The organism is Martinezella tropici, from assembly GCF_003287875.1.
GTDB classification, from domain to species: domain Bacteria; phylum Pseudomonadota; class Alphaproteobacteria; order Rhizobiales; family Rhizobiaceae; genus Rhizobium; species Rhizobium tropici_C.
Genome location: NZ_QMKK01000061.1, coordinates 381,945 through 402,720, shown reverse-complemented (window position 1 = coordinate 402,720; position 20,776 = coordinate 381,945). Strand labels below are relative to the sequence as shown.

General features: G+C 59.4%; 14 protein-coding genes. 8 read left to right on the top strand and 6 right to left on the bottom strand.

Annotated features, from left to right (window positions below; genetic code table 11):
- Positions 1 to 14: 14 nt before the first annotated feature.
- From DQ393_RS32830 to DQ393_RS32795, 8 genes are all read left to right on the top strand, one after another.
- The gene (locus DQ393_RS32830) at positions 15 to 1,118 is read left to right on the top strand and encodes an ABC transporter ATP-binding protein (protein WP_112345837.1); all 1,104 of its coding nucleotides are present in this window, start codon (positions 15 to 17) and stop codon (positions 1,116 to 1,118) included.
- 32 nt (positions 1,119 to 1,150) lie between these two features.
- Positions 1,151 to 2,032, top strand: coding sequence for a polysaccharide deacetylase family protein (locus DQ393_RS32825; RefSeq protein WP_112345836.1), 882 nt, complete (start codon positions 1,151 to 1,153; stop codon positions 2,030 to 2,032).
- A 45-nt stretch (positions 2,033 to 2,077) separates the two neighbouring features.
- Complete coding sequence (locus tag DQ393_RS32820) at positions 2,078 to 2,410, top strand: hypothetical protein (protein WP_112345835.1); 333 nt, start codon at positions 2,078 to 2,080, stop codon at positions 2,408 to 2,410.
- Positions 2,400 to 3,449, top strand: a complete 1,050-nt coding sequence (locus tag DQ393_RS32815) for a CobW family GTP-binding protein (protein WP_112345834.1) — start codon at positions 2,400 to 2,402, stop codon at positions 3,447 to 3,449. The genes DQ393_RS32820 and DQ393_RS32815 overlap by 11 nt, the downstream gene beginning before the upstream one ends.
- Positions 3,450 to 3,465: 16 nt before the next feature.
- On the top strand, positions 3,466 to 4,683 hold the full coding sequence (locus DQ393_RS32810; RefSeq protein WP_112345833.1) for an ABC transporter substrate-binding protein: 1,218 nt from the start codon (positions 3,466 to 3,468) through the stop codon (positions 4,681 to 4,683).
- Positions 4,684 to 4,700: 17 nt separating this feature from the next.
- Positions 4,701 to 6,086: an amidase gene (locus DQ393_RS32805; RefSeq protein ID WP_112345832.1), complete on the top strand. Its 1,386-nt coding sequence runs from the start codon at positions 4,701 to 4,703 to the stop codon at positions 6,084 to 6,086.
- A 216-nt stretch (positions 6,087 to 6,302) separates the two neighbouring features.
- Entirely contained in the window at positions 6,303 to 6,947 is a 645-nt protein-coding gene (locus DQ393_RS32800) for a flavin reductase family protein (protein ID WP_432422053.1), read from the top strand.
- 271 nt (positions 6,948 to 7,218) lie between these two features.
- Complete coding sequence (locus DQ393_RS32795) at positions 7,219 to 7,557, top strand: hypothetical protein (RefSeq protein ID WP_112345830.1); 339 nt, start codon at positions 7,219 to 7,221, stop codon at positions 7,555 to 7,557.
- 652 nt (positions 7,558 to 8,209) lie between these two features.
- On the opposite strand, the gene DQ393_RS32790 is transcribed toward DQ393_RS32795, so the two are convergent.
- From DQ393_RS32790 to DQ393_RS32765, 6 genes are all read right to left on the bottom strand, one after another.
- Positions 8,210 to 9,985: a phospholipase D-like domain-containing protein gene (locus tag DQ393_RS32790; RefSeq protein WP_245430541.1), complete on the bottom strand. Its 1,776-nt coding sequence runs from the start codon at positions 9,983 to 9,985 to the stop codon at positions 8,210 to 8,212.
- Between the two features lie 777 nt (positions 9,986 to 10,762).
- Entirely contained in the window at positions 10,763 to 13,054 is a 2,292-nt protein-coding gene (locus DQ393_RS32785) for an FdhF/YdeP family oxidoreductase (RefSeq protein WP_112345828.1), read from the bottom strand.
- 223 nt (positions 13,055 to 13,277) lie between these two features.
- Positions 13,278 to 14,891 (bottom strand): MFS transporter, encoded by a 1,614-nt coding sequence (locus DQ393_RS32780; RefSeq protein ID WP_112345827.1) that lies wholly within the window; start codon positions 14,889 to 14,891, stop codon positions 13,278 to 13,280.
- Positions 14,888 to 16,000, bottom strand: a complete 1,113-nt coding sequence (locus DQ393_RS32775) for an HlyD family secretion protein (protein ID WP_112345826.1) — start codon at positions 15,998 to 16,000, stop codon at positions 14,888 to 14,890. The genes DQ393_RS32780 and DQ393_RS32775 overlap by 4 nt, the downstream gene beginning before the upstream one ends.
- 427 nt (positions 16,001 to 16,427) lie before the next feature.
- Complete coding sequence (locus DQ393_RS32770) at positions 16,428 to 17,666, bottom strand: MFS transporter (protein ID WP_112345825.1); 1,239 nt, start codon at positions 17,664 to 17,666, stop codon at positions 16,428 to 16,430.
- 15 nt (positions 17,667 to 17,681) lie between these two features.
- Positions 17,682 to 20,495 carry an ATP-binding protein gene (locus DQ393_RS32765; protein WP_146759016.1) on the bottom strand — a complete coding sequence of 938 codons (2,814 nt, stop codon included), beginning with the start codon at positions 20,493 to 20,495 and terminating at the stop codon, positions 17,682 to 17,684.
- Positions 20,496 to 20,776: the final 281 nt, after the last annotated feature.

The following is a 20,776-nucleotide window of genomic DNA, read 5'->3' as shown; positions in this document are numbered from 1 at the left end:
CCCGGAGATCTCTCGTGATATATGATTTGGAACTCATCGATGTCGGCAAGGTCTATGACAATGGCACGCCCGCCGTCATCGACTTCAACCTATTGATCAAAAAGGGCGAGTTCATCGCCTTCCTCGGCCCGTCGGGCTGCGGCAAGACGACGACGCTCCGTATGATCGCAGGCTTTGAAAGCATTTCCTCCGGCGACATGATGATCAAGGGCGAGCGCATGAACGATGTCCGGCCGCAGAAGCGGCCGACATCGATGATCTTCCAGAACTATGCTTTGTTTCCGCATATGACCGTGCGGCGCAATGTCGGATACGGTCTCGAGGTCAAGGGCATGGCGAAGGCCGAGCGTGAGGCGCGGGTCGACCGCATTCTCGCGACCCTCGGGCTGGAGGATATAGCCGAGCGCAAGCCGGACAAGCTTTCCGGCGGCCAGCGCCAGCGCATCGCGCTTGCCCGCGGCCTCGTGGTCGAGCCGGATGTGCTGCTTCTCGACGAGCCGCTGGGTGCTTTGGATGCAAATCTGCGCAAGGCGATCCAGAATGAGTTGAAGCTGCTGCAGAAGAAGCTCGGCGTGACCTTCGTCTTCGTCACGCATGCCCAGTCGGAGGCGCTGGCGCTGTCCGACCGCATCGTCGTCATGAACCAGGGCAGGGTGGAGCAGATCAGTCCGCCGGCTCAGCTTTATACGCGTCCGAATACGCCTTTCGTGGCGCAGTTCATCGGCCGCAACACCATCTTCGAAGGTAAAGTTGCCGGCACGCAGGCCGACAACACTTTTGTCTCGACATCCTTCGGCACGCTGTCGGGCTGTGCCAATGGCGGCCTCTCCAGCAAGGTCAACATCGTCATCCCCTCGGAGGCGATCGAGGTTCATGCCGCGGACGGTTCGGCACGCGAACATCTCGCCCGGGCTTTCGGCGGCAATGTGGTCGGCGCACGCGTCGAGCGCTTCGACGTGGTCGGCCATATCTCGCAGATCGGCATCAGCCTGCCCGACGGCCGAGCTCTGGCGCTGGAAGCGCATGTCGACAAATACCGGCCCGGAGCCTTTCCCTTAGGCGCCGAGGTCATGCTTACCTGGGATCCGGCCGACGCAACCGTCATTCCAGCTCATTGATCATAGAAAACCCGATTAAAGGAGGTCATCCCATGGCAAAGGAAATCTTGTGCAGTTTTGGCGTCGACGTCGATGCCGTCGCCGGCTGGCTCGGCTCTTATGGCGGGGAGGATTCACCCGACGACATCTCGCGCGGCCTTTTTGCCGGCGAAGTCGGCAGCCCGCGGCTGGTGAAGCTCTTCGAACGCTTCGGCATCAAGACGACTTGGTTCATTCCCGGCCACTCGATCGAGACCTTTCCCGAGCAGATGCAGGCTGTGGCCGATGCCGGCCATGAAATCGGCATCCATGGCTACAGCCATGAAAATCCGATCGCCATGACGCGCGAGCAGGAGACGGAAATCCTCGACAAGTGCATCGAGCTGGTCACCAAGCTGTCCGGCAAGCGCCCGACCGGTTACGTCGCACCGTGGTGGGAATTCTCCAACGTGACGAACGAGCTGCTTCTGGAGCGCGGCATCAAGTACGATCACTCGCTGATGCACAATGACTTCACGCCCTATTATGTGCGTGTCGGTGATAGCTGGACGAAGATCGACTATTCCCGCAAGCCATCGGATTGGATGGTGCCGCTGAAGCGCGGCCAGGAAACCGATCTGATCGAAATCCCGGCATCCTGGTATCTCGACGACCTGCCGCCGATGATGTTCATCAAGAAATCGCCGAACAGTCATGGTTTCGTCAATCCCCATCACATCGAGCAGATGTGGCGTGACCAGTTCGACTGGGTCTATCGCGAGATGGATTATGCCGTCTTCCCGATCACCATCCATCCCGACGTCGCCGGCCGGCCGCAGGTGCTGATGATGCTGGAGCGGCTCTATGCGCATATGATCAAGCATCCCGGCGTCAAGTTCGTTACGATGAATGAGATTGCCGACGATTTCGCAGCCCGCTTTCCGCGCAAGAAATAGCCGGCTAGGCTGAAGTATCGAAGCATCAGGTTGGAGGCGATTGCCATGTGTTCACTGTGTGGCGTGCTCGGCGGCAATGAGCATTGGACGGATGCCGCGGCACGGCCAGGTGTGTTCACGCGCAATCATGCCAGCTTTGACCGGCGGCGTGAGCGTGCCGAGCGCGTGCGCGCCGCCAACGAGATGCTCTCGGGCTTCGGCCTTGTCCTCTCCGATTGGCAGGGCGCATCCTTCATCTTGTCGACCAGAACGGGTAGGAGCGAAATCATCGAGGATCTCGGTCATCTCTGGCCGGCGGCCGAAAGGCTCGTCGGCCGGCCTTGCGATCCGCTCGACGTCACCTTCATAGCCCGGATGGAGGCGCGGCGTGTCGATTGAGGTGGGTGGCTTTCTGCCGGTCAATCTTTTGACTGGCTTTCTCGGTTCTGGCAAGACGACACTGCTCAAGCGCATCCTGGCGGATGCGGCCTTCGCCGATACCGCCGTGCTCATCAACGAATTCGGCGAGATCGGGCTTGACCATGATCTCGTCGAAAGTGTCGAGGGCGAGATGGTGCTGCTGCGCTCCGGCTGCGTCTGCTGCACGGTGCGAGACGACCTTGCCACAGCACTTAAGGAACTCCACTCCCGCCGCGAGCGCGGGCTGCTGCCACCATTCCGGCGCGTCATCATCGAAAGCACCGGCCTTGCCGATCCTTTCCCCGTGCTCTCGACGATAAAGGCCGATCCGGTCCTTCGTCATCACTTCTGCGCCGGCAACGTCATTACGACCGTCGACGCGGTGAATGGGCTGCACCAGCTTGACACCTATATCGAATCCAACAGGCAGGCGGCGATTGCGGACCGGTTGATCGTCACCAAGACGGATCTTGAGGTGGATCGTAGCGAAAACGACCTCCAAGCTCGCCTTCGAACGCTCAATCCCGATGCCCCGATCCTGATCGCGGCCGATCCGGATCTCGATCTCTCCTCGCTCGTCGCGGCCCGGAGCAACGTCTCAACAAGTAGTCTATCGCAAAGCGGTTTTTACTGCGAGGACCCGGTGCAGCTCGTCTCATCGGACGGCACTCCGCATCAGGCCGCCATTTCCTCGATTTCGCTCGTCATAGACAGGCCTGTCGATTGGACCGCTTTCGGGCTCTGGCTGACCATGCTGCTCAATCGCCATGGGGAGCGTGTGTTGCGGGTAAAGGGCATCCTCAATCTCAGCGGCGAGGAGCGCCCGGTTGCGGTTCATGGTGTCCAGCATCTGGTTCACACGCCGGTGCATATGGATGGATGGCCCTCGGAAGACCGCATTTCGCGGCTGGTCTTCATCCTGGATGGGCTCGACGGCACTCTCTTGAAACGCTCTTTCGAAGCCTTCACACTGGCGCACGTACCTGCCGCGCCTTACCCGATCGCTGCGGCGCGATGAGACAATCGGTGTCTTTATGAACAAGCATGAATCCGTCGCTAAAAGCATGTCCGCTCCCGCCCTGCATCTGAAGGGCCGCCCGCGCCTGCGCGTGCTTGGCACCGCGATTTCGCTGCTCGAGGAACTGCGCCTGCGCGCACAGGACGATCTCGGCATCGATGTCACCTTCGACAACAACGACTTCCTGACAACGCAGTACAAGGCGGCCCGCGAGCCGGAAACCTACGATATCTACGACCAGTGCTTCCACAATCTCGATATCGTCTGGCATTGGCGCGCAATCCAGCCTGTGGACACCCAGCGCATCGTGCTTTGGGATGAGGTCAATGATCTCACGAAAACCGGTCATATCGGCCCAAACCCGCGAATGGGGCTTGGCGATGTGCCGGCGAAAAAGCTCTTCGTGCAGCCGAACCTCGCTCTCGGCGACACGCCGTCGCGCTTCATCTCGATGCTGCCGACGACGCATAATTTCGATAGTTTCGCCTATCGGACCGATCTGGCACCCAATAGCATCGGGATGCATTCCTGGGGCGCGCTTTTCGACGAGCGCTGGGCGGGCAGGGTGGCGCTGGTGGACGAGCCTGCCATTGGCATCTTCGATGCGGCACTGGCGGCGCAGGCGGCCGGCCTCATGTCCTTCGACGATATCGGCAATATGTCCATTCAGGAGATCGACCAGCTGATCGATCTCCTGGAGGAGCGCAAGAAGGCCGGCTTCTTCCGGGATTTCTGGAAGACCGCCGAGGATGCGGCACGGCTGATGATCGCTGGCGAGACCAGCGTCCAGAGCATGTGGTCGCCCGGCATCGGTATCCTGAACTCGAAGGGTGTGCCGGTCGAGCAGGCGGTGCCCGCTGAAGGCTATCGCGCCTGGCATGGCGGCTTGTGCCTTTCGAAACACTTGAGCGGTCGTCTACTCGATGTCGCCTACGATTATCTGAACTGGTGGATATCGGGCTGGCCGGGTGCCGTCGTGGCGCGGCAGGGCTATTACATTTCGACGCCGCAGCGCTCGCGCCAGTTCATGACGCAGGCTGAATGGGACTACTGGTATGAAGGTGCCGCAGCGACGGAAGACCTGCCCGGTCCCGACGGTCAGACCCGGATCAAAAAAGATTCCGTACGCAGCGGTGGATCCTATTGGCAGCGTGCCAATTGCATTGCCGTCTGGAATACGACAATGGATGAGCACAATTATCTCGTTCGCCGCTGGATGCAGCTAGTCGGCTGAGAAGGAGAGCAGGGACTATGACGCAGACACATCTCGGCAAATCGATCGCGCAGCTCTCGGTCCTGATCCAGTCCGGCAGTCTCGATCCGGTCGCGCTGGCCGAGGAGACCCTCGACGCGATCCGGACCTACAAGGATCAGGCGATCTTCACACGACTGTTGGAAACGCGCGCGAAGGAAGAGGCGGCGGCTTCGTCCCGACGGCTGCGTGAGGGGCGTTCGCGCGGGCTGCTGGATGGTATTCCGGTCGCCTTGAAGGATTTGTTTGCAATCGCCGGCCTGCCGACCACGGCCGGGTCGATCGTGCTTGCGGATGCAGAGCCCGCTCAGGGCGATGCCGAGGTCGTCAAGGCGTTGAAGGCTGCCGGCATGATCGCAGTCGGCCGGGTCAATATGAGCGAGTTCGCCTTTTCCGGCCTCGGCCTCAATCCGCATTACGGCACGCCGCAAAACCCGCTGGCAACGGATGCCGCGCGGATTCCGGGCGGTTCGTCCTCGGGGTCTGCCGTCGCGGTTGCGGCAGGTCTCGTGCCGGTCGCGATCGGCACGGATACGGGCGGCTCGGTGCGCATACCGGCTGCTTTCAACGGCCTTGTCGGCTATAAGGCAAGCCATGGCCGCTACAGCATGGGCGGGGTCTTTCCGCTGTCGACGAGCCTCGACTCCCTCGGTCCGCTGTGCCGCAGCGTCCAGGATGCGATCTGGATCGATGCCGCAATGCGTGGGCGCTTTGTCCCCGAGGTGGAGCGCGCCGAAGCCGCCGGGCTTTCCATCGTGGTGCCGACAAATATCGTCATGGATGATGCGCAGGATGGTGTTCTTGCAGCTTTCGAGGCGACACTGGCAAGATTGAGTGCCGCTGGCGTTAAGATCCAGCGAGCTGCCTTTCCAGCTTTCGAAAGGCTCTTTGAGCTGATGGCCGAGTATGGGCCGCTGGTTACTGCCGAGGCCTTCGTGCTGCATCACCGCCGTCTGGCAGGACCGGAAGCCGCTTCCATGGATCGGCGTGTCGTCGCGCGGACACGCCTTGGAGAGAAGACGACGCTGGTCGGCTATCTGGAAACGCTCAAGGTGCGCGAGCAATTGGTGAAGGAGGTTGCCGCAACGCTTGGGCCGAACGAGTTCGTCGCCTATCCGACGGTTGCCCATGTTGCGCCAGCGCTTGGCCCCCTGGAAGCCGATGACGAGCTGTTCGTAAAGATCAATGGCAGAACGCTGCGCAACACGGCAATCGGCAATTTCCTCGATTGGTGCGGCGTCTCCCTGCCTTGCGGCACGGGTGAAGCAGGCATGCCGGTCGGCTTCCTGCTGTCGGCTCCCAAGAACCACGATGAACGATTGCTGGGGGCCGCTCTGGCGCTGGAAGAGGCAATAACGACTGTAGACCGTTCAAAGATATACTAATGAAACAACTGGCGCCGGGACGACCGTGGTGCGATACGTCGCGATCGTCGCTCCAGCTGTGATGTGTTCAGTCTTGGTGGTACAAGCCGCGATCGCCGCGGCCATTGCTTCTGAGCAACATCCGCCTTCACAGCTTCCGTCAGGATTAGCGAAACCGCAACGGGACATCTGCGATCTGCTCGCGCCCTATGCTGCCCGAATAAGAGGACACTGAACATGTCGGCAATTTCTGCTGAGAAACCTGCAAACGGCGGGGTGGTCTCGTTCGACTTCACAACGTTGAGCGCCCATGATCGTTACAAGCTAATGATCGGCACGATCATCCCGCGACCGATCGCGCTTGTGACCACGGTGGACGAAAATGGTCGCATCAATGCCGCGCCGTTCAGTTTCTTCAATTGCCTGTCCGCCGATCCGCCGATCCTTGCGCTCGGCGTCGAGAACAATCCGGACATGTCGTTCAAGGACACGGGCCACAATATCCGAATGACCGAGGTCTTCACAGTCAACATCGTCTCCTTCGCGATTGCCGAGGCCATGCATGTTTGCGGGGCCAAATATCCGCGCGGCGTCGATGAGTTGCAGCAGGCCGGACTGACGGCCATGCCCGGCACGAAAGTCGCATCACCTTGGATCGCCGAAGCGCCGGCATCGTTTGAATGCAAACGACATGTGACGCTGGAGCTCGGCAAGTCGCGCCAGATCATCATGGGCGAGATCGTCTACGCCCATTATCGTGAGGGGGCGGTCGACAACCGACTGCACGTTGATCCCGGAACGATCGACGCTATAGCACGATTGGGCGGCGACACCTGTTCCACGATCCGGGATCGTTTCGACATGCTGACGCCCAAATTGTAGATTGAGCGATGGCTGGTAGAGCACTTCAGTTTTTCACCGAATCTCCGAACCGCTCTCATTCAACTATGCGCGGAATCGCCGGGTATTGGCTGCGCTGCGAGCTTGCAGCTCGGCAGGTCGCCGGGCTTGCGCCGGGGCGACACCATCTCGGTCATATAGTGAAACTATACTATAATACCATGGTCTAGCGTGGCATAAACGAATGTTCGATAGTGGCGATTACTCAATCTGTCCTACTGTTATCTCGTCAATCAACGAAGGATATTGAGAGATGACCTACAATCACCACAGTCATGACCGAAGCCTTTCCATGACGGCCATTTCGGCTGCATCGCGTGTTGCAATCGTGATCATCGCAACAGTAGGGTTGGCGCCGGCGGCGTTCGCTGGCCAAACGTGTGCCGGGCTAAAGCAGGCGATCAACTCGGACGGAGCCTATTTGTATCACTATAGCGATAGGCGGCAGCCGGAGTTGGACCTTTATATCCGCTATGTAAGTTCAGACAGCAAATGCGATCCAGGCGAAGAGCTCCAGTCCCGCCTGGTTCCGAATCTCGAGAACTGCTACGTGCCCACATGCGTTTTGGGACCCGGCGAAGACGACCGGTAATAGCGACGCCAAAGGCGTGAGAGATCACGCCTTTTGAAATCTCGATCGGACGATGCCTCGTACCGCCTTTAGTCGTGCACAGGAAGTTCAGATTGACCAATTGTCACTCACTTCCTGTGACATTCTCACTTGATCGTCAAAATAATGAGACGGCGTTCCCTCCCGTTCAGTTGAAATCTGGCCGCTGACGTCCGGTAATTTCAAGCGAAATGTATCCCCCAACGATCTGAGCGACCGAGCTGACATCCGGCCAGCGATGTCCTGCGCTGTGCCTTAATGCGGAAAAGACCGTCCCCTTGGACAAGGGGACGGTCTTGGACGGACCGGGTCCGCCGACTTCGATGGAGGGGAGGACATCGAAGCTGAACGACCGGGAGGGCCGTTCGCCTCCGGGCGGGGAGGCAATGCTTCAAAGTAGCGCTGGAGCGTTTTGAGAACCACTATACTTAGGTGTAGCGGGATCTAAACCTGAATGCGGGGAAGTCGATGTAACGCCGCGTCGCGTTGTCGTGCCGGAACACAATCTCCCGGGTTCCTTCCCGGCAATTCCCCGGCGCTCGATGTTGCTGATGCAAGGGGTTGCAATATCGGACCTGGCTCGTCGACGGCATCGGCGGGCGGAGTGGTTTCAAGCTCGTCCGATCTCCCCTCATCAAATGCCCAGGAAATAGTCGCGGCTGGACGGCGGGCCGCCGGGGGCGAACCAGCGTGACTGCCACTGATCATTCAGGCGAAGGAAGCCCCCGGAGTTGGAAACCGGTTCTTTTCCAGTCGCAATCAGCGCCTTCCGTCTTTCGTCCTCCAGCCTCGCGCGCATGACATAGTGATCATAGGTATCGAGGACGTGGACGGCGTAAGCGATCGCGAGCGCCTGGTTGCCGCGGATGATGAGTAAGTTCTCGTCATTCTGGTAGGATGCTTTGTATCCGAGATTGTGGCTGCCGGTGATCACCGTGCAATTGGTCGGATGCAATGGATCGATGACAATGATCTTGTCGTGGATGATTGCATGGCCTGCGCTGAGAAGCTCAGGACGAAGGTCTCCCGTTCGGATTGTCACCGCGGAGGCACGGATCATCGCAACCCGGCTATCATCGCCACCTGGCCACCAGATGGATGGTTGCGGAAGTTTCTTCTCTTTCCCGGAGGGTGTCTTGTAGGTGGTTGGTGTGCCGGCTTTGGCCGGTGGCAGAGCTTTCGGATTGCTGATTGCCCCCTGCACGAGGAGCTCGGGCCGTTTGGCCGCCAGATCGGCCGCAGTGCCGACGATATTCTGCTCGCCTCGAACACCGGGATAAAACGTCAGGAAGAAGATTGCGTCGCTCGCGTGCTCCATGAGCGAATACACCCGGGCGAGATCAATTGGCGTCGGTGAATTTTTATCCTTGGTTGGTTCCTTGGTGTTCGGAGAGAAGAAGATCTCGACTTTCGACCCGCCTGCAACGGCGATCTCCGGCTTGAGTTTCGCGTTGGCGGATCGAAGAATATCTGACTGCACCGCTTTGTTTGCGGCAAATCCCGTTGCGGTTTTTCTGCCTGCCTTTGCGGTCAGCGGCACTCCTGCGGGCTGTTTGTCGGCCAGAAGGTCGTTCCAGAACCCCAGATATTGCTGGGCAATCGCCTCGTCATCAAGCAGGATCACGTTGTTCGACTGCGTGCAGAGGCCGGTTTCGGTCCAGTTGGTGCTGCCTGTCAGAACGGTTTGAGGTTTGCCATTTTCGACGAAGACTGCGAACTTGTTGTGACCGATATGATCGTCATTATTGAAAAGACGGTCGTGGACGTTCGAGCTGTTGGCCGCATGTAGGCGCAGACGTGCAGGGTAGTTTTCCACGTCCCACACAATCGGCTGCTTCGGAGGCGGCGCGCCCTTCGGATTCACATCAGCTGAGCTCGCCGTGGAGAGGATGACGCGAGCTTTGCCTTTCTTGACGAGAGCTTCCAGGCGGTCGATCAACTCGGGGTCATGAAGCTCGTAGAGCGCCAGATACAGTTCGCCGGTCGCGGACTGCTCTGTCCGGTCGATCAGATGCAAAAGGAAACTCAAAACGTCGGCGGTCAGGAAGAGACGGATCTTGTCGTTCTTGATCGGGATATGTTTCTTGAGCGTCGCCAAGATACCCTTGGCCTTGCCATTGTCGATCGGGCCGGCGGCTACCGCCTGCGGTTTCTTGCCCTGGATGTCTTCGAGCTGGCGCAAAAGATTCTGGGTTGAAAGAATTCCGTTCGTGAAGGTCGCCTTGATCGAGCCTCCGGATGGAAAATCATGGGTGACATCGATTGTCGGCGTCGAAATCGCTGGTCCCAGCGCGAACAGCGCTTTTTGTGGTCCGACGTAACGCGGCTTGCCCTGTTCATCGAGGTAAGGTGCGGTCGCCGAAGGCGGCAACTTGTCTTCTGCCTTGCCAGCCAAACCGACCGGGACCACCTTGTAATGGACCTTGAAGTCGATCGGCCGGACCTCGGCGGTGTTGCGTGATCGTCTCAGCGTCAGGTCTCGCCACTGATATTGCTGAATTGGCCAGACCGAACTGTCCTGCTCCAGCCAATCGGGATTGGATTGGTCGGTGAAAGCGATCCAGGTTGGCAGAATCCGTTTTGTGCCGGCATCCTGTCCGGTCTCATGGACCCTGGTCACCATGAAGCCGATGCAGCCGGCGATCGGACCGTCGGCCGCCCATGCCACATAGGCAACCTCGCCATTACACCATGCATGCGCTCTCGTCAGTTTGCCCATTGTTCCCCCCAATGATGCGAGCCGATGCGTTGTTCGTCTGATGGAAGCCAACTTCCCATCGGGAAGATCGGCCTCGAAAATTTCAGATAGGGTGTCTCACCGGATTCAGCGGCAGGCTGTCGATGCAAACAGATCTGCTTGGCGTGATCGGTTATGCAATGATCCAGGCCGCAACACGGTGATCGTGGAAGCGGACCCGAAGGATACAGGCGTGCGCGAGAACTTCGCGTAGTACTATATTATCTTACCCTGCTAGGGTTGCAAGAACCTACATTCCAGAGCGACGCTCCTGGCGCGGTCGAGTGTGAATATTATACCTCTGAGGTATGGCAATGGTATGAAACGGTGTTGCTCGCGAAGAGCGCGTCCTTGCAATATTACGCATGAACGCGGCCTTTCCTCCCCGATGACGGCACATGCAGATAATCGTTCCATCGCCTCATGTCATGTCAAGGCCGCTTCGCCTTCTCACGCTACCTGCGAACGCACGATCTTGACTGGAACGCCCTTGTAGGCGGGCGTCCCTGATCTGTGATCGTAGTGACTGAGCGCAACGATGGCATTCATTTCCGGATAGTATCCGCCGACCGAACCCTGGGGAAGATCGTAGGCGACTGCGGTATATCCGCGGACCGAGCGTTCAGGGCCTGTCGTAACTGCATGGACATCGATGAGATCGCCATCCTCCAGGCCGCGCGCCTTGAGATCTGCAGCACTGATGAAGATGACGTCGCGCCGACCGAAGACGCCGCGATACCGGTCGTCCAGGCCGTAGACCGTCGTATTGTACTGGTCGTGGCTGCGCATCGTTGCCATGACCAGCGTCTCGGGGTCCTTCAGCCTCGGATCCTCGTCCAGGCCGCAGGAGATGAGAAAGTTCGCTTTGCCCGTGGCCGTGTGCCATTCGCGATGGGAGGCTGGAACATTGAGCCGGAAGCCGCCGCGTACGCGCACCCGCTTGTTGAAGTCCTTGAAGTCGGGGAAGACGATCTCGATCTTGTCGCGGATCCGATCGTAATTTTCGATCATGCCCGCCCAGTCGATTCCATACCGATCCCCGAGTGTTGTCTGGGCGATGCCGGCCAGGATGGCGGGTTCGGACTTGAGGAAAGGGCTCGGCGGATTGAGGAAGCCACGCGAGGCATGGACCATCGACATGGAGTCCTCGACCGTCACCGATTGCGGACCGGATGCCTGCGTGTCGAGATCGGTTCGACCGAGGCACGGTAGAACGATGCAAGTCTTTCCGGTCAACAAGTGAGACCGGTTGAGCTTTGTTGAAATGTGAACCGCGAGATCAAGCTTGCGCATGCCCGGGAACGTCACCGTCGGGTCCGACATCGCGACCGCCAGATTGCCGCCGAGGCAGATCAGGGCCTTTGAGCGGCCTTCAGCGATCGCTTCGATCGCCTCGATTGCATTGTGGCCCTTTTCGCCCGTCGGACGGAAGCCAAAAGCGCGTTCCATGCCATCGAGAAGCGCGGCATTGGGGATTTCCGTGATCCCGACTGTACGGTCACCCTGGACGTTCGAATGGCCTCGGATCGGGGAGATACCGGCGCCCTCGCGTCCAAGATTGCCGCGCAGCATCAGGAGATTGGCGGCTTGCTGAACGTTATGCGTGCCATTCGCATGCTGGGTCAGCCCCATGCCGTAGCAGAGGATGACATTCTTGGCCTTCAAATAGACGTCGACAGCGCTTTCAATCGAAGCACGCGACAGGCCGGAATAGTGGAGAATATCGTCCCAGCTTGTCTCTTCGACATCACGGCGCAACTCGTCGATGCCGAGCGTATGTTCGGCGATGAAGGCGCGGTCGAGGACGCCGGGTCCGCCCTTGGCGAGATCCGCGGCATCCCGTTCGAATATCAGCTTCATCATGCCCTTGAGCGCGGCGAGGTCGCCGCCGGTGCGGACCTGATGATAGGCGGATGCGATCTCGGTCGAGGAGAAGGTCGCCATTTCGATCGGATCCTGGGGGGCGGCGAACTTCTCGAGCGCCCGTTCCTTGAACGGATTGAAGACGACGATCGGCGTGCCTCGGCGGGAGGCCTCGTGCAGCGTCGTCATCATGCGCGGATGGTTGGTGCCCGGATTGTGCCCGAAGCTGAAGATCGCGTCGCAATGGTCGAAGTCCTCGAGTGTGACCGTTCCCTTGCCGACACCAATCGATTCCGGCAGCCCGACACTGGTCGCCTCGTGGCACATGTTGGAGCAGTCCGGGAAATTGTTGGTGCCGAAGGCACGCACGAAGACCTGATAGACGAAAGCCGCCTCGTTTGAGGCACGGCCAGACGTGTAGAATTCGGCCTGATGCGGGCTTTCGAGGGCGTTCAGCTCCTTGCCGATAAGGGCAAAGGCTTCGTCCCATTCGATCGGCTGGTAGCGGTCGCTCTTGGCATCATAGATCATCGGGTGCGTCAGGCGCCCCTCGTTCTCCAGCTCGTGATCGGTCCATTTCCAGAGCTCTGCCACCGTATGGTTCGCAAAGAAATCGGGGCTGACGCGCTTGGCGGTGGATTCCCAGGTGATCGCCTTGGCGCCGTTCTCACAGAACTCGAAGGATGACGTATGCTTTGGGTCTGGCCAGGCGCAGCCGGGACAATCGAAACCTTCCGGCTGGTTCGCCTTCAACAGGGTCGCCGTGCCCTGAGCGATAACCTGCTGTCTGGCGAGCGTTTCTGCGACGGCCTTCAGGGCCCCCCAGCCACCTGCCGGTTCATTATATGCCTTGATGCCGTCCGGGCGCTTCTTCGTCATCGGGAGTCTCCGCCATTGGTCTCTTGTAAGACTAGCAGCGCGCGCAGGTATCCGAAGCTATACTCAAGCATAGGTACGGCATACGCCGGTTTCATCTCGCTGGACTGGATGACCCGCCTCTTCGTACTTTGAACCTCCCTGTGGAATCGCGGATGACATGCGCTCAAGCCTGTCGCACGCGGCGACGCAGGGCGTGTCATGGGAAAGGTGCCCCGAGATCGCTTCAAACCCGATCGTCGGGTTTCGTGTCCCCTCGCGCCTGATGTTGGAATTCGGGGTGAAGCGGCCCATAGGGCATGGAAACCATGAAGACCGCAATCAGCAGGCCGAATATTGCCGCCAAACAGGACAGAACGAACAGATCGCTATAGGCAAGGACCATCGCCTGGCTCTGGATCTTGCCGGCGACCGTCGAGAGGCTTTCAACGTGAGCGCGCGTGCCCGTACCGAAAACGTGCTGCAGCTTGCTCAGCAAAACGTGGAGCTGTTGTGATGTCGCGGCTACTGGCCCGTTTAAAATGTCTGAGTGATACTGTTCGCGGTGCCGTTGCAGCGTCGCCAGAGCGCTTGTTGCAAGTTCGACGCTTCCAAGCCGTACGACCTGAATATAAGCGGACACCGCGGTGGAACGAGACGGGTCCGAATTTCCGATCAGATAGACAACCGCGGCAAAGAAAGCAAAGGATTGCCCCGCCGTCTGGAAGATGATGGTCGGAAAGAAATTCCATGGCGCCCAGGCGATCGTCAGCTTCGATCCGAGCTGTGAACCGAGCGCCATCAGCGCCAGGCCGATGACGATACACAAACGCGCATCGAAACGGCGCAACAGCAGCAGCGCCACGGTGATAAACAGAAATACCGGGATCACGGCCCCGACGAGGTATAGGGTCGAGATCGAGATCGGCCGCAGTCCGATTACATTCTGCAGGAAGCCGGGAATAGCGATGGAGGCGCCTGCGCTTGAAAGCGCGTAGCAGACGATAATGGCATAGCCGAGTCCAATGTTCCGGCTCATGATCACGCTGAAATGCGCCCAGGGATGGTCGACCATGCTTTCGTTGATCAAGAAGCCCACCGCGAGGATGGATCCACCCGCCAAAAGCGCGATGATCGTCCCGGACGCAAACCAATCGAGTCGGTTTCCCTGATCCAGCCCGATATACAGCATTGTCATCGACGAGCCGAGCAACATCATCCCACCCCAATCCGCCTGCTTCAGAAGGCCGAAATTGATCTCTTCCTTTGGGGCGGCGATGAAGAGCAGGAGCGCGATCAATGGTGCAACGATCACATCCTGCCAATACATCCATTGCCAGCCTAGATAGTCGCCGTAAACGCCGACAAGGACGAAACCGAGATTCTGCGACAACGGAGCCCGCAACGCGTAGATGGCGATCCCGACCAGCCAGTAGCGTTTGTCGAGGTTGCGGAAGATCACCATAATCGTCGTGGGAATGAAAACCCCCAACAGGAGGCCTCTGATCGCATGCAGAACGAAGAGGAGGGGGCCGTCGTTGACCATCGGGATCTCAAGTGAAACGATGGCATAGACGAGAGCCGCCGGGATCATGATCAGCCGGACGCCAAAAACCGTGGCGAGCCAGGCAACACCCGACGCGATCAGGATCTGAGGCGCGTTAGCGATCGTGCTCAGCCACGATGCTTCGTCAACGCTCAGCGAATAGGCGGCCCGAAGGTCCGGCAGGCCGACCGCAAAGACGCGGGTGTCGAAGCCGACCACGAATGAGGCAAGGAGCAGAGCAGCGACGATCAGCAGTGGCCGGCTGGCCGTCGTGCCGTGCGTGACCGGACCGAACGAGCGAATGGCGGTCGTCATCGGCCTGCTTCACCCGATGTGTCGATGGTGACGATCGCCGACATGCCCGGGCGAAGTTCGGTCAGCAATGGCTGGTCCGCGTCTATGGCGATTTTCACGGGTATGCGCTGAACGACCTTGGTATAGTTCCCGGTCGCGTTGTCCGGAGGCAGGAGAGCGAAGATCGAGCCGCTTGCCGGTGACAGGTCGACCACCGTGCCGCGCAAGATCTGGCCGGGGAAGGTGTCGACCCTGATTTCCGCCTTGTCGCCAGCTGCCATCCGGGACAGCTGTGTTTCCTTGAAATTCGCCGTCACATAGACGTTCGGGAGCGGGACTTCGGAGAAAATGCCTGTGCCGGCGGTGACGAAATCTCCCTCGTGGACGAGGCGTTTGCCGAGCATTCCGTCGAAGGGGGCGTAGATCCGGGTATAGCCCTCGTTGATCTTCGCCGTATCAAGGTTGCCCTGTGCCGCTTCCACCTGGGCGCGCAAGAGCGGTTGCTGGCCTTGAAGCACTTTCAGCTGTGCCTGTTGCTGTGAGGTTGCAGCCGCGGTGGACCGTACGGAGGCTGCCGCTTGGACGGCGGCAGCTTCGGCCTGTTGGACTGCTTGCTGGGTCGTTGCGCCGCCCAGATCCGTCTGGCGGCGATATTCCTCATCCGCTTGTGTCTGTTGCGCAAGAGCAGAGACATGCTGTGCCTCGGCGGCATCGATCACGGCCTTCTGCAGATCGATCTGATTGGCAAGGTTGGCGAGGGTGGCGTTTGCCGATGCAAGATTAGCCGATGCAACCGCGACCGCCGCCTGATAGGTGCGAGGGTCGATTTCGGCGAGCAGCGTGCCCTTGGTGACCTTCTGATAATCAGCGACCGGGACGCTCTTAATGGTCCCGCTGATCTGCGCGCTGAGCGTTGAAATATCGGCGTTGACGATCGCATCGTCGGTCGACTGATGTGCCGCGCCAGCGATCCAGCTATCCCAGTCGATGATGACGGAAGCAACCGCTGATCCGACAATGACAATCGCAAGGAAGGGGATGGTCACACGCCGGATCGTCGCCATGACGGGGGAGGGTGGTGGCGTAGGCACAGCCGAAGCGTTGTTCCCGGTGGAAGTCTGGTCGGTCATGGTTATCGGAACCCGTCGTGATCGATGCAAAAAGATTCTGCACGAAGGGTAGCAAGGCGGCTTGAGGCCCGACACTATACGCATGAATAGGTCGAACATCTTCCGGATTGGTTGGAACTCGGTCGAAGATTTCACAGTGCCGGCTGGACGCGCGCCTTCAGCCTGCTCTCGGCAGGTCCGTGCCGGCGGATTTGCGCCGGGAACGAGATAAAATCGGAGTCGCAGCCGATGGACTCATTGGCCAATGCAAGGCTTCTTTCGCCCGACTTCTCCCGCATCCGGAGTTTTCTATCGCCGTCATTCCGCCACGGGCCAATCGGAGCGTGCTTGTTGCGCACCCGTGGGAAACGGAAGCTGTGCCCTGCCGCAGCTCACAAATCAGCAGCGTTCATGGGTTTGCCACCCTCTGCCGTCTTATGTCTTGCGCCTATCGACTGCCAGCCCATTTCTTTAAAGGAGACGGCCCTGTTCCCGCCTCTGCTCCGCGCAAGCTTTCCAGCCGGAACGACATTGCGAAGGCCGCAGCGGCGATCACAACAGTAACGGTGGAGGCGATCACGAGGATGCCTGGGCTTTGCGCAAACAGAAATCCCGAAGCGACGGGGCCGCAGGCGAGCCCCAATTTCGAGGCGAAGCCGCCAAGCACGGTGCCGTACCCGTCTTCGCCGCTCGTCGCGCATGCTGCCAGCACATAGGGCAGAGCAACGGCCATGGTCAGGTAGATCGCGGTTACACCCAATGCGAAGCCGGCAGGCGTCGTCCCGACCAACACCCCTAGCTTGACCAGACCCGCGATCAACAAGGCCGGCACCACCGGCCGCCAGCCCAGTCTGCGGCTCAACCAGATCATGATCAGCGATCCTGGAACACCCGCAGCCAACCCGAGCCCTACGACAAGGCCTGCAAATGTCTGCGATTGTCCGAGATTCACGGCAATGCCGATGAGAAAGGCGCCAAGCCCCAGATTAGCGGCCTGAAAAAGGAAAATTCCGATAACTTTCAGCAATAGTGGCTTTGACATCCACCGCGATGTTCGGCCGGACGGAGAGTAGGAAGCACCACCGGGTTGCCGAAAGTCGGGAAGAAAGGGCACGAGGGCAGCGGCGATAAAGCCAAACGCCGCCAGTATGCCGAATACGATACCACGGTGCAGCATGTCGGCGAGCAGCGACGACATGACGATGCCTAGTCCACCGAGGCCGAAGTGAAAGACAAACAACACACCGAAGCTGCGCCGAGCGTCAGGCGTCTGCGACATCAGGGCATAGGTCACGCCGACCACGAGGCCTCCCGCAACCCCGTGAATGAAGCGAATGCCGAGTAGCCACGTGTAATCCCGCACTGCCATTGTTGTGAGATCAGCGATGACCAGCAGTGCGAGCAGGCCAAGCAGAAGGGCTCGCCAAGGGATTCGCGAGACTAGAAACAGCGCCAAGAGTGCGCCAACCATTGAGCCATAGCCGTTGGCTCCGGCCACCAGCCCTGCCTGATCCGGGCGCAGTCCGTACTCTGTACGAAGAGTGGCGATCAGGGCAGGCATGATGTCGACATAGAGAGGCCCCGCCATCGCCACCAACGCAAGAATGATATCGACCGGGAGCGTGCTGCGACGTATCGCGTCTTTTCCAGTCGTCAAGGCAATCGTTGTGGCGCCATTATCGGTCAAGGGGTCATCTCCTATTCACTGCACCTGCGTCGGGACGACTTTTGTGATTTGGCGACGCTCGATCCTACGGTCCGGCTCGAGAGCGACAGGCTCCGTCGTATCGCTTGTTTGGGAGAGCCTCAACGCCGTTTCTCTGCAGCGAATTTGCCAAGCGACCATCTTGTTGCGTTCTGCAATCGCCTGGGCTTGCCGTAGACAGGCAAACGCATCCTGCGGCCGTTCAGGGTGCATCAGCTCCGCCTTAACCCGCAGCAGTTCGGGCAGATGCCACGCCTCACCGCTTTCGGCGCACATCGCCAGCGCGTCGTCGATTCGGAGCAATCCTTCGTCTCCGCGACCGCAGCCCAGCAGAGCCTGGGAGAGAAGGCACAGAAAGAGCGAGCGTCGAACCGGCCATCGGGTACGCTCCAGTTCGTCAAGTCCGCCCGAAAGTTGCTCGACTGCGTCACCATGTGTACCCCGACTAAGGGAAAGGGCGCCGCGAAAGCAACGCCCCCAAGCTCGCCACGGTCCAAACGCTTGCCGCCCAGACGTATATTGCAGCAGATCCACTCGCTCTTCCATCACGGCCAGTGCGCCGGCAAAGAATGGCACCGGGCACCCTGCCTCGGCCAACACGAGCGAAAGGGTGGACGTGTGCCCACGCGCCAGGGCATCATCGACGCAGCTCGCGGCAGATGCGAGAGCTTCCTCCGGCTTACCCAGCAGCCACAACGTCATAGCTTTATAGGCGCTCGCGCTCGCGCTTTGGTCATACTGCATCCGTACGATCGTGCTCAACGCTGGCGGCTGGCTACTGATAAAGCGCTCAAGGCTGTCATACGCCTGGGTGATATGCCCCAGATAAAGTTGCGAAATGCCGATCAGCCGCTCTCCGATCTTTGCTCCCGGGGCTTTCTCCGCCCCGACATATGCCACTTTCCGGAATGATTCGGCGGTCGCCAGCGAGCGGCGATATTTGCCTGCCGCAAGTTCGGAAAGCCAATTGCCATACAAGGCGTCGAGCTTCAGAGATGCATCACCCGAAGCCTCGGCGAGCCGCGCCGCCCTGGTCCACAGCGTCTCGATTTCGGGCCCAGGCCCAATCGTATAGACCAGGGCCGTTCCCAATGAACTCAGCAGCGATATCAGCCGGGCAGGGTCGGCTTGACCGCGTTCCTCAAGTGCTGCTGCTGCACGTTCGAAATAAACACGGGCTTCGCTGACAAGCGAAAGCTCAAACCAGACAGTGGATGATGCTGTCGCGAGTTCCACCCCGAGTTCGGCGTCACCATTCGGACCGAAGCACCAGGCCAAGCAGGCACGAAGATCATCAACCAGGCCCGCAAAACTGCTTGTCCGTTCTGGGCTCTCCGCATGCGCATCATGCCGGTCGAAACTTTCCAACTTCGTCCTGACGTAGGTCGCATGGCGTTTACTCAGACGGTCGAATTCTCCACGTTCGCGAAGTTTGGCCCGGGCATACACCCGCGTCGTCTCAAGCAGCCTATAGCGTGGTACCGCCTGTGTGAAATCGGCGCTGATAAGCGATTTCATGACGAGACTGGCAATGTCTTCGGTCGTACTCCAGATCGGCTCGGCGATGGAAGCGACCTCCGCGCCGGCGTCGAGAGAGAAAAGGCCCGGGAATACCGCCAGTCGGGAGAAAGTAGTCTTTTCACTGTCGGATAGCTGGTCATAGCTCCAGTTGAGGGCGGCCTGTAATGTCTGATGGCGCGGTAGCGCGGTGCGTTGGCCGAAGGTCAGCAACTGGAAGGCATCGTCGAGGTGCTGCCCGAGACCGTGGACGCCGTAAGCATCGACGCGTCCCGCCGCCAGCTCGATCGCCAATGGCATTCCATCAAAGCGTCGACAGAGCTCGACAATGACAGGAACGTCCGCCGGGCGCGGGACATAGCTGCCCAGCACAGCCGCAGCCCTTTCCACGAAAAGACGGACAGCCGCAAAGCTGAGAAAGTCGATGGAAGAAGCATCGTGGTCAGCAGGGGGTACCTCGAGGCCGGAAAGGCGGAAGACATATTCACCGGCCGCCCGTAAAGGCTCCCGGCTCGTTGCCAGAACCTTGGCTTGCGGTGAACTTCGCAATAGCTCTTCTGCCGCCTGCGCGGTCGCCTCCAGAAGATGCTCGCAATTGTCCAGGATGATCAATGGGTCTTTGACAGGCAGGGGCTCTGACAACGGTTGCTGCGCGATTTTGAGCGTCGTAGCGATCGCCGCCTTTATCGTGCTCTCAACGTGCAAAGTGTCCGAAATCCGGGCAAGATCAACGAGAATCACGGCGCCGTGCAGAGGGAGGGAGCCGCGCCCCACTTCGATTGCCGTTGTCGTCTTTCCGACGCCACCGCTTCCTGCGATCGTGACCAGACGCCTTTCGGCCAGGTGAGCGGCTAATGCAGCGACAACCACATCGCGACCGATCACGATTTGCAGCGGGCTGGGAAGATTGTGAAACGCCAATAAACTCTGCGGTTGCACCACCGGAAAAATTTCGGGTGTCGAGACCGTCACCCGACCCGAGAAGACATATCCTTGTCTCGCGACGTTTTCGATATAGCTCTGTCCCTCTTGACCGTCGCTCAATATGCGCCGGAGAGCCGTAATCTGCACGCGAAGGTTGGCCTCTTCGACAAACAGTTTCGGCCAGGCACTTGCCATCAGATCCTGTTTGGACACGACTTGGCCGGCCTGTTCGACGAGGGCGATCAGGATGTCGAGTGCGCGTCCGCCCATCACAACTTCCTTGCCGTCTTTCGTGAGCTGCTTGGCTCCAGGCGACAGGCAGAAAGGACCGAATGAAATCACGGAGCGATCGACGTTATGATTTGACAAGGGTGGACCCTTAAAGTCGCCACATTATAAAATGCTCTCAATATCTGCACAGAATCACGCGGCTACCCCTCCAGTCTAAAGGGATATTCCGCGTCGGAAACCGAGACTTTCTTATTCTGCGTTGCAGCAGTTTTGCTCTACCCCTCCGTTGAGGTCAAGAGGCGGCGTCGAGCGTTGCATCTCATTGATGCCGCTGAAATCGCTCGACTGTTTCGTGCTTGCTTTCACAGGAGCGCCTGGAGTTTCGGGAATGTCATTCGGCAGTTTCAAGTCGGGCGGCA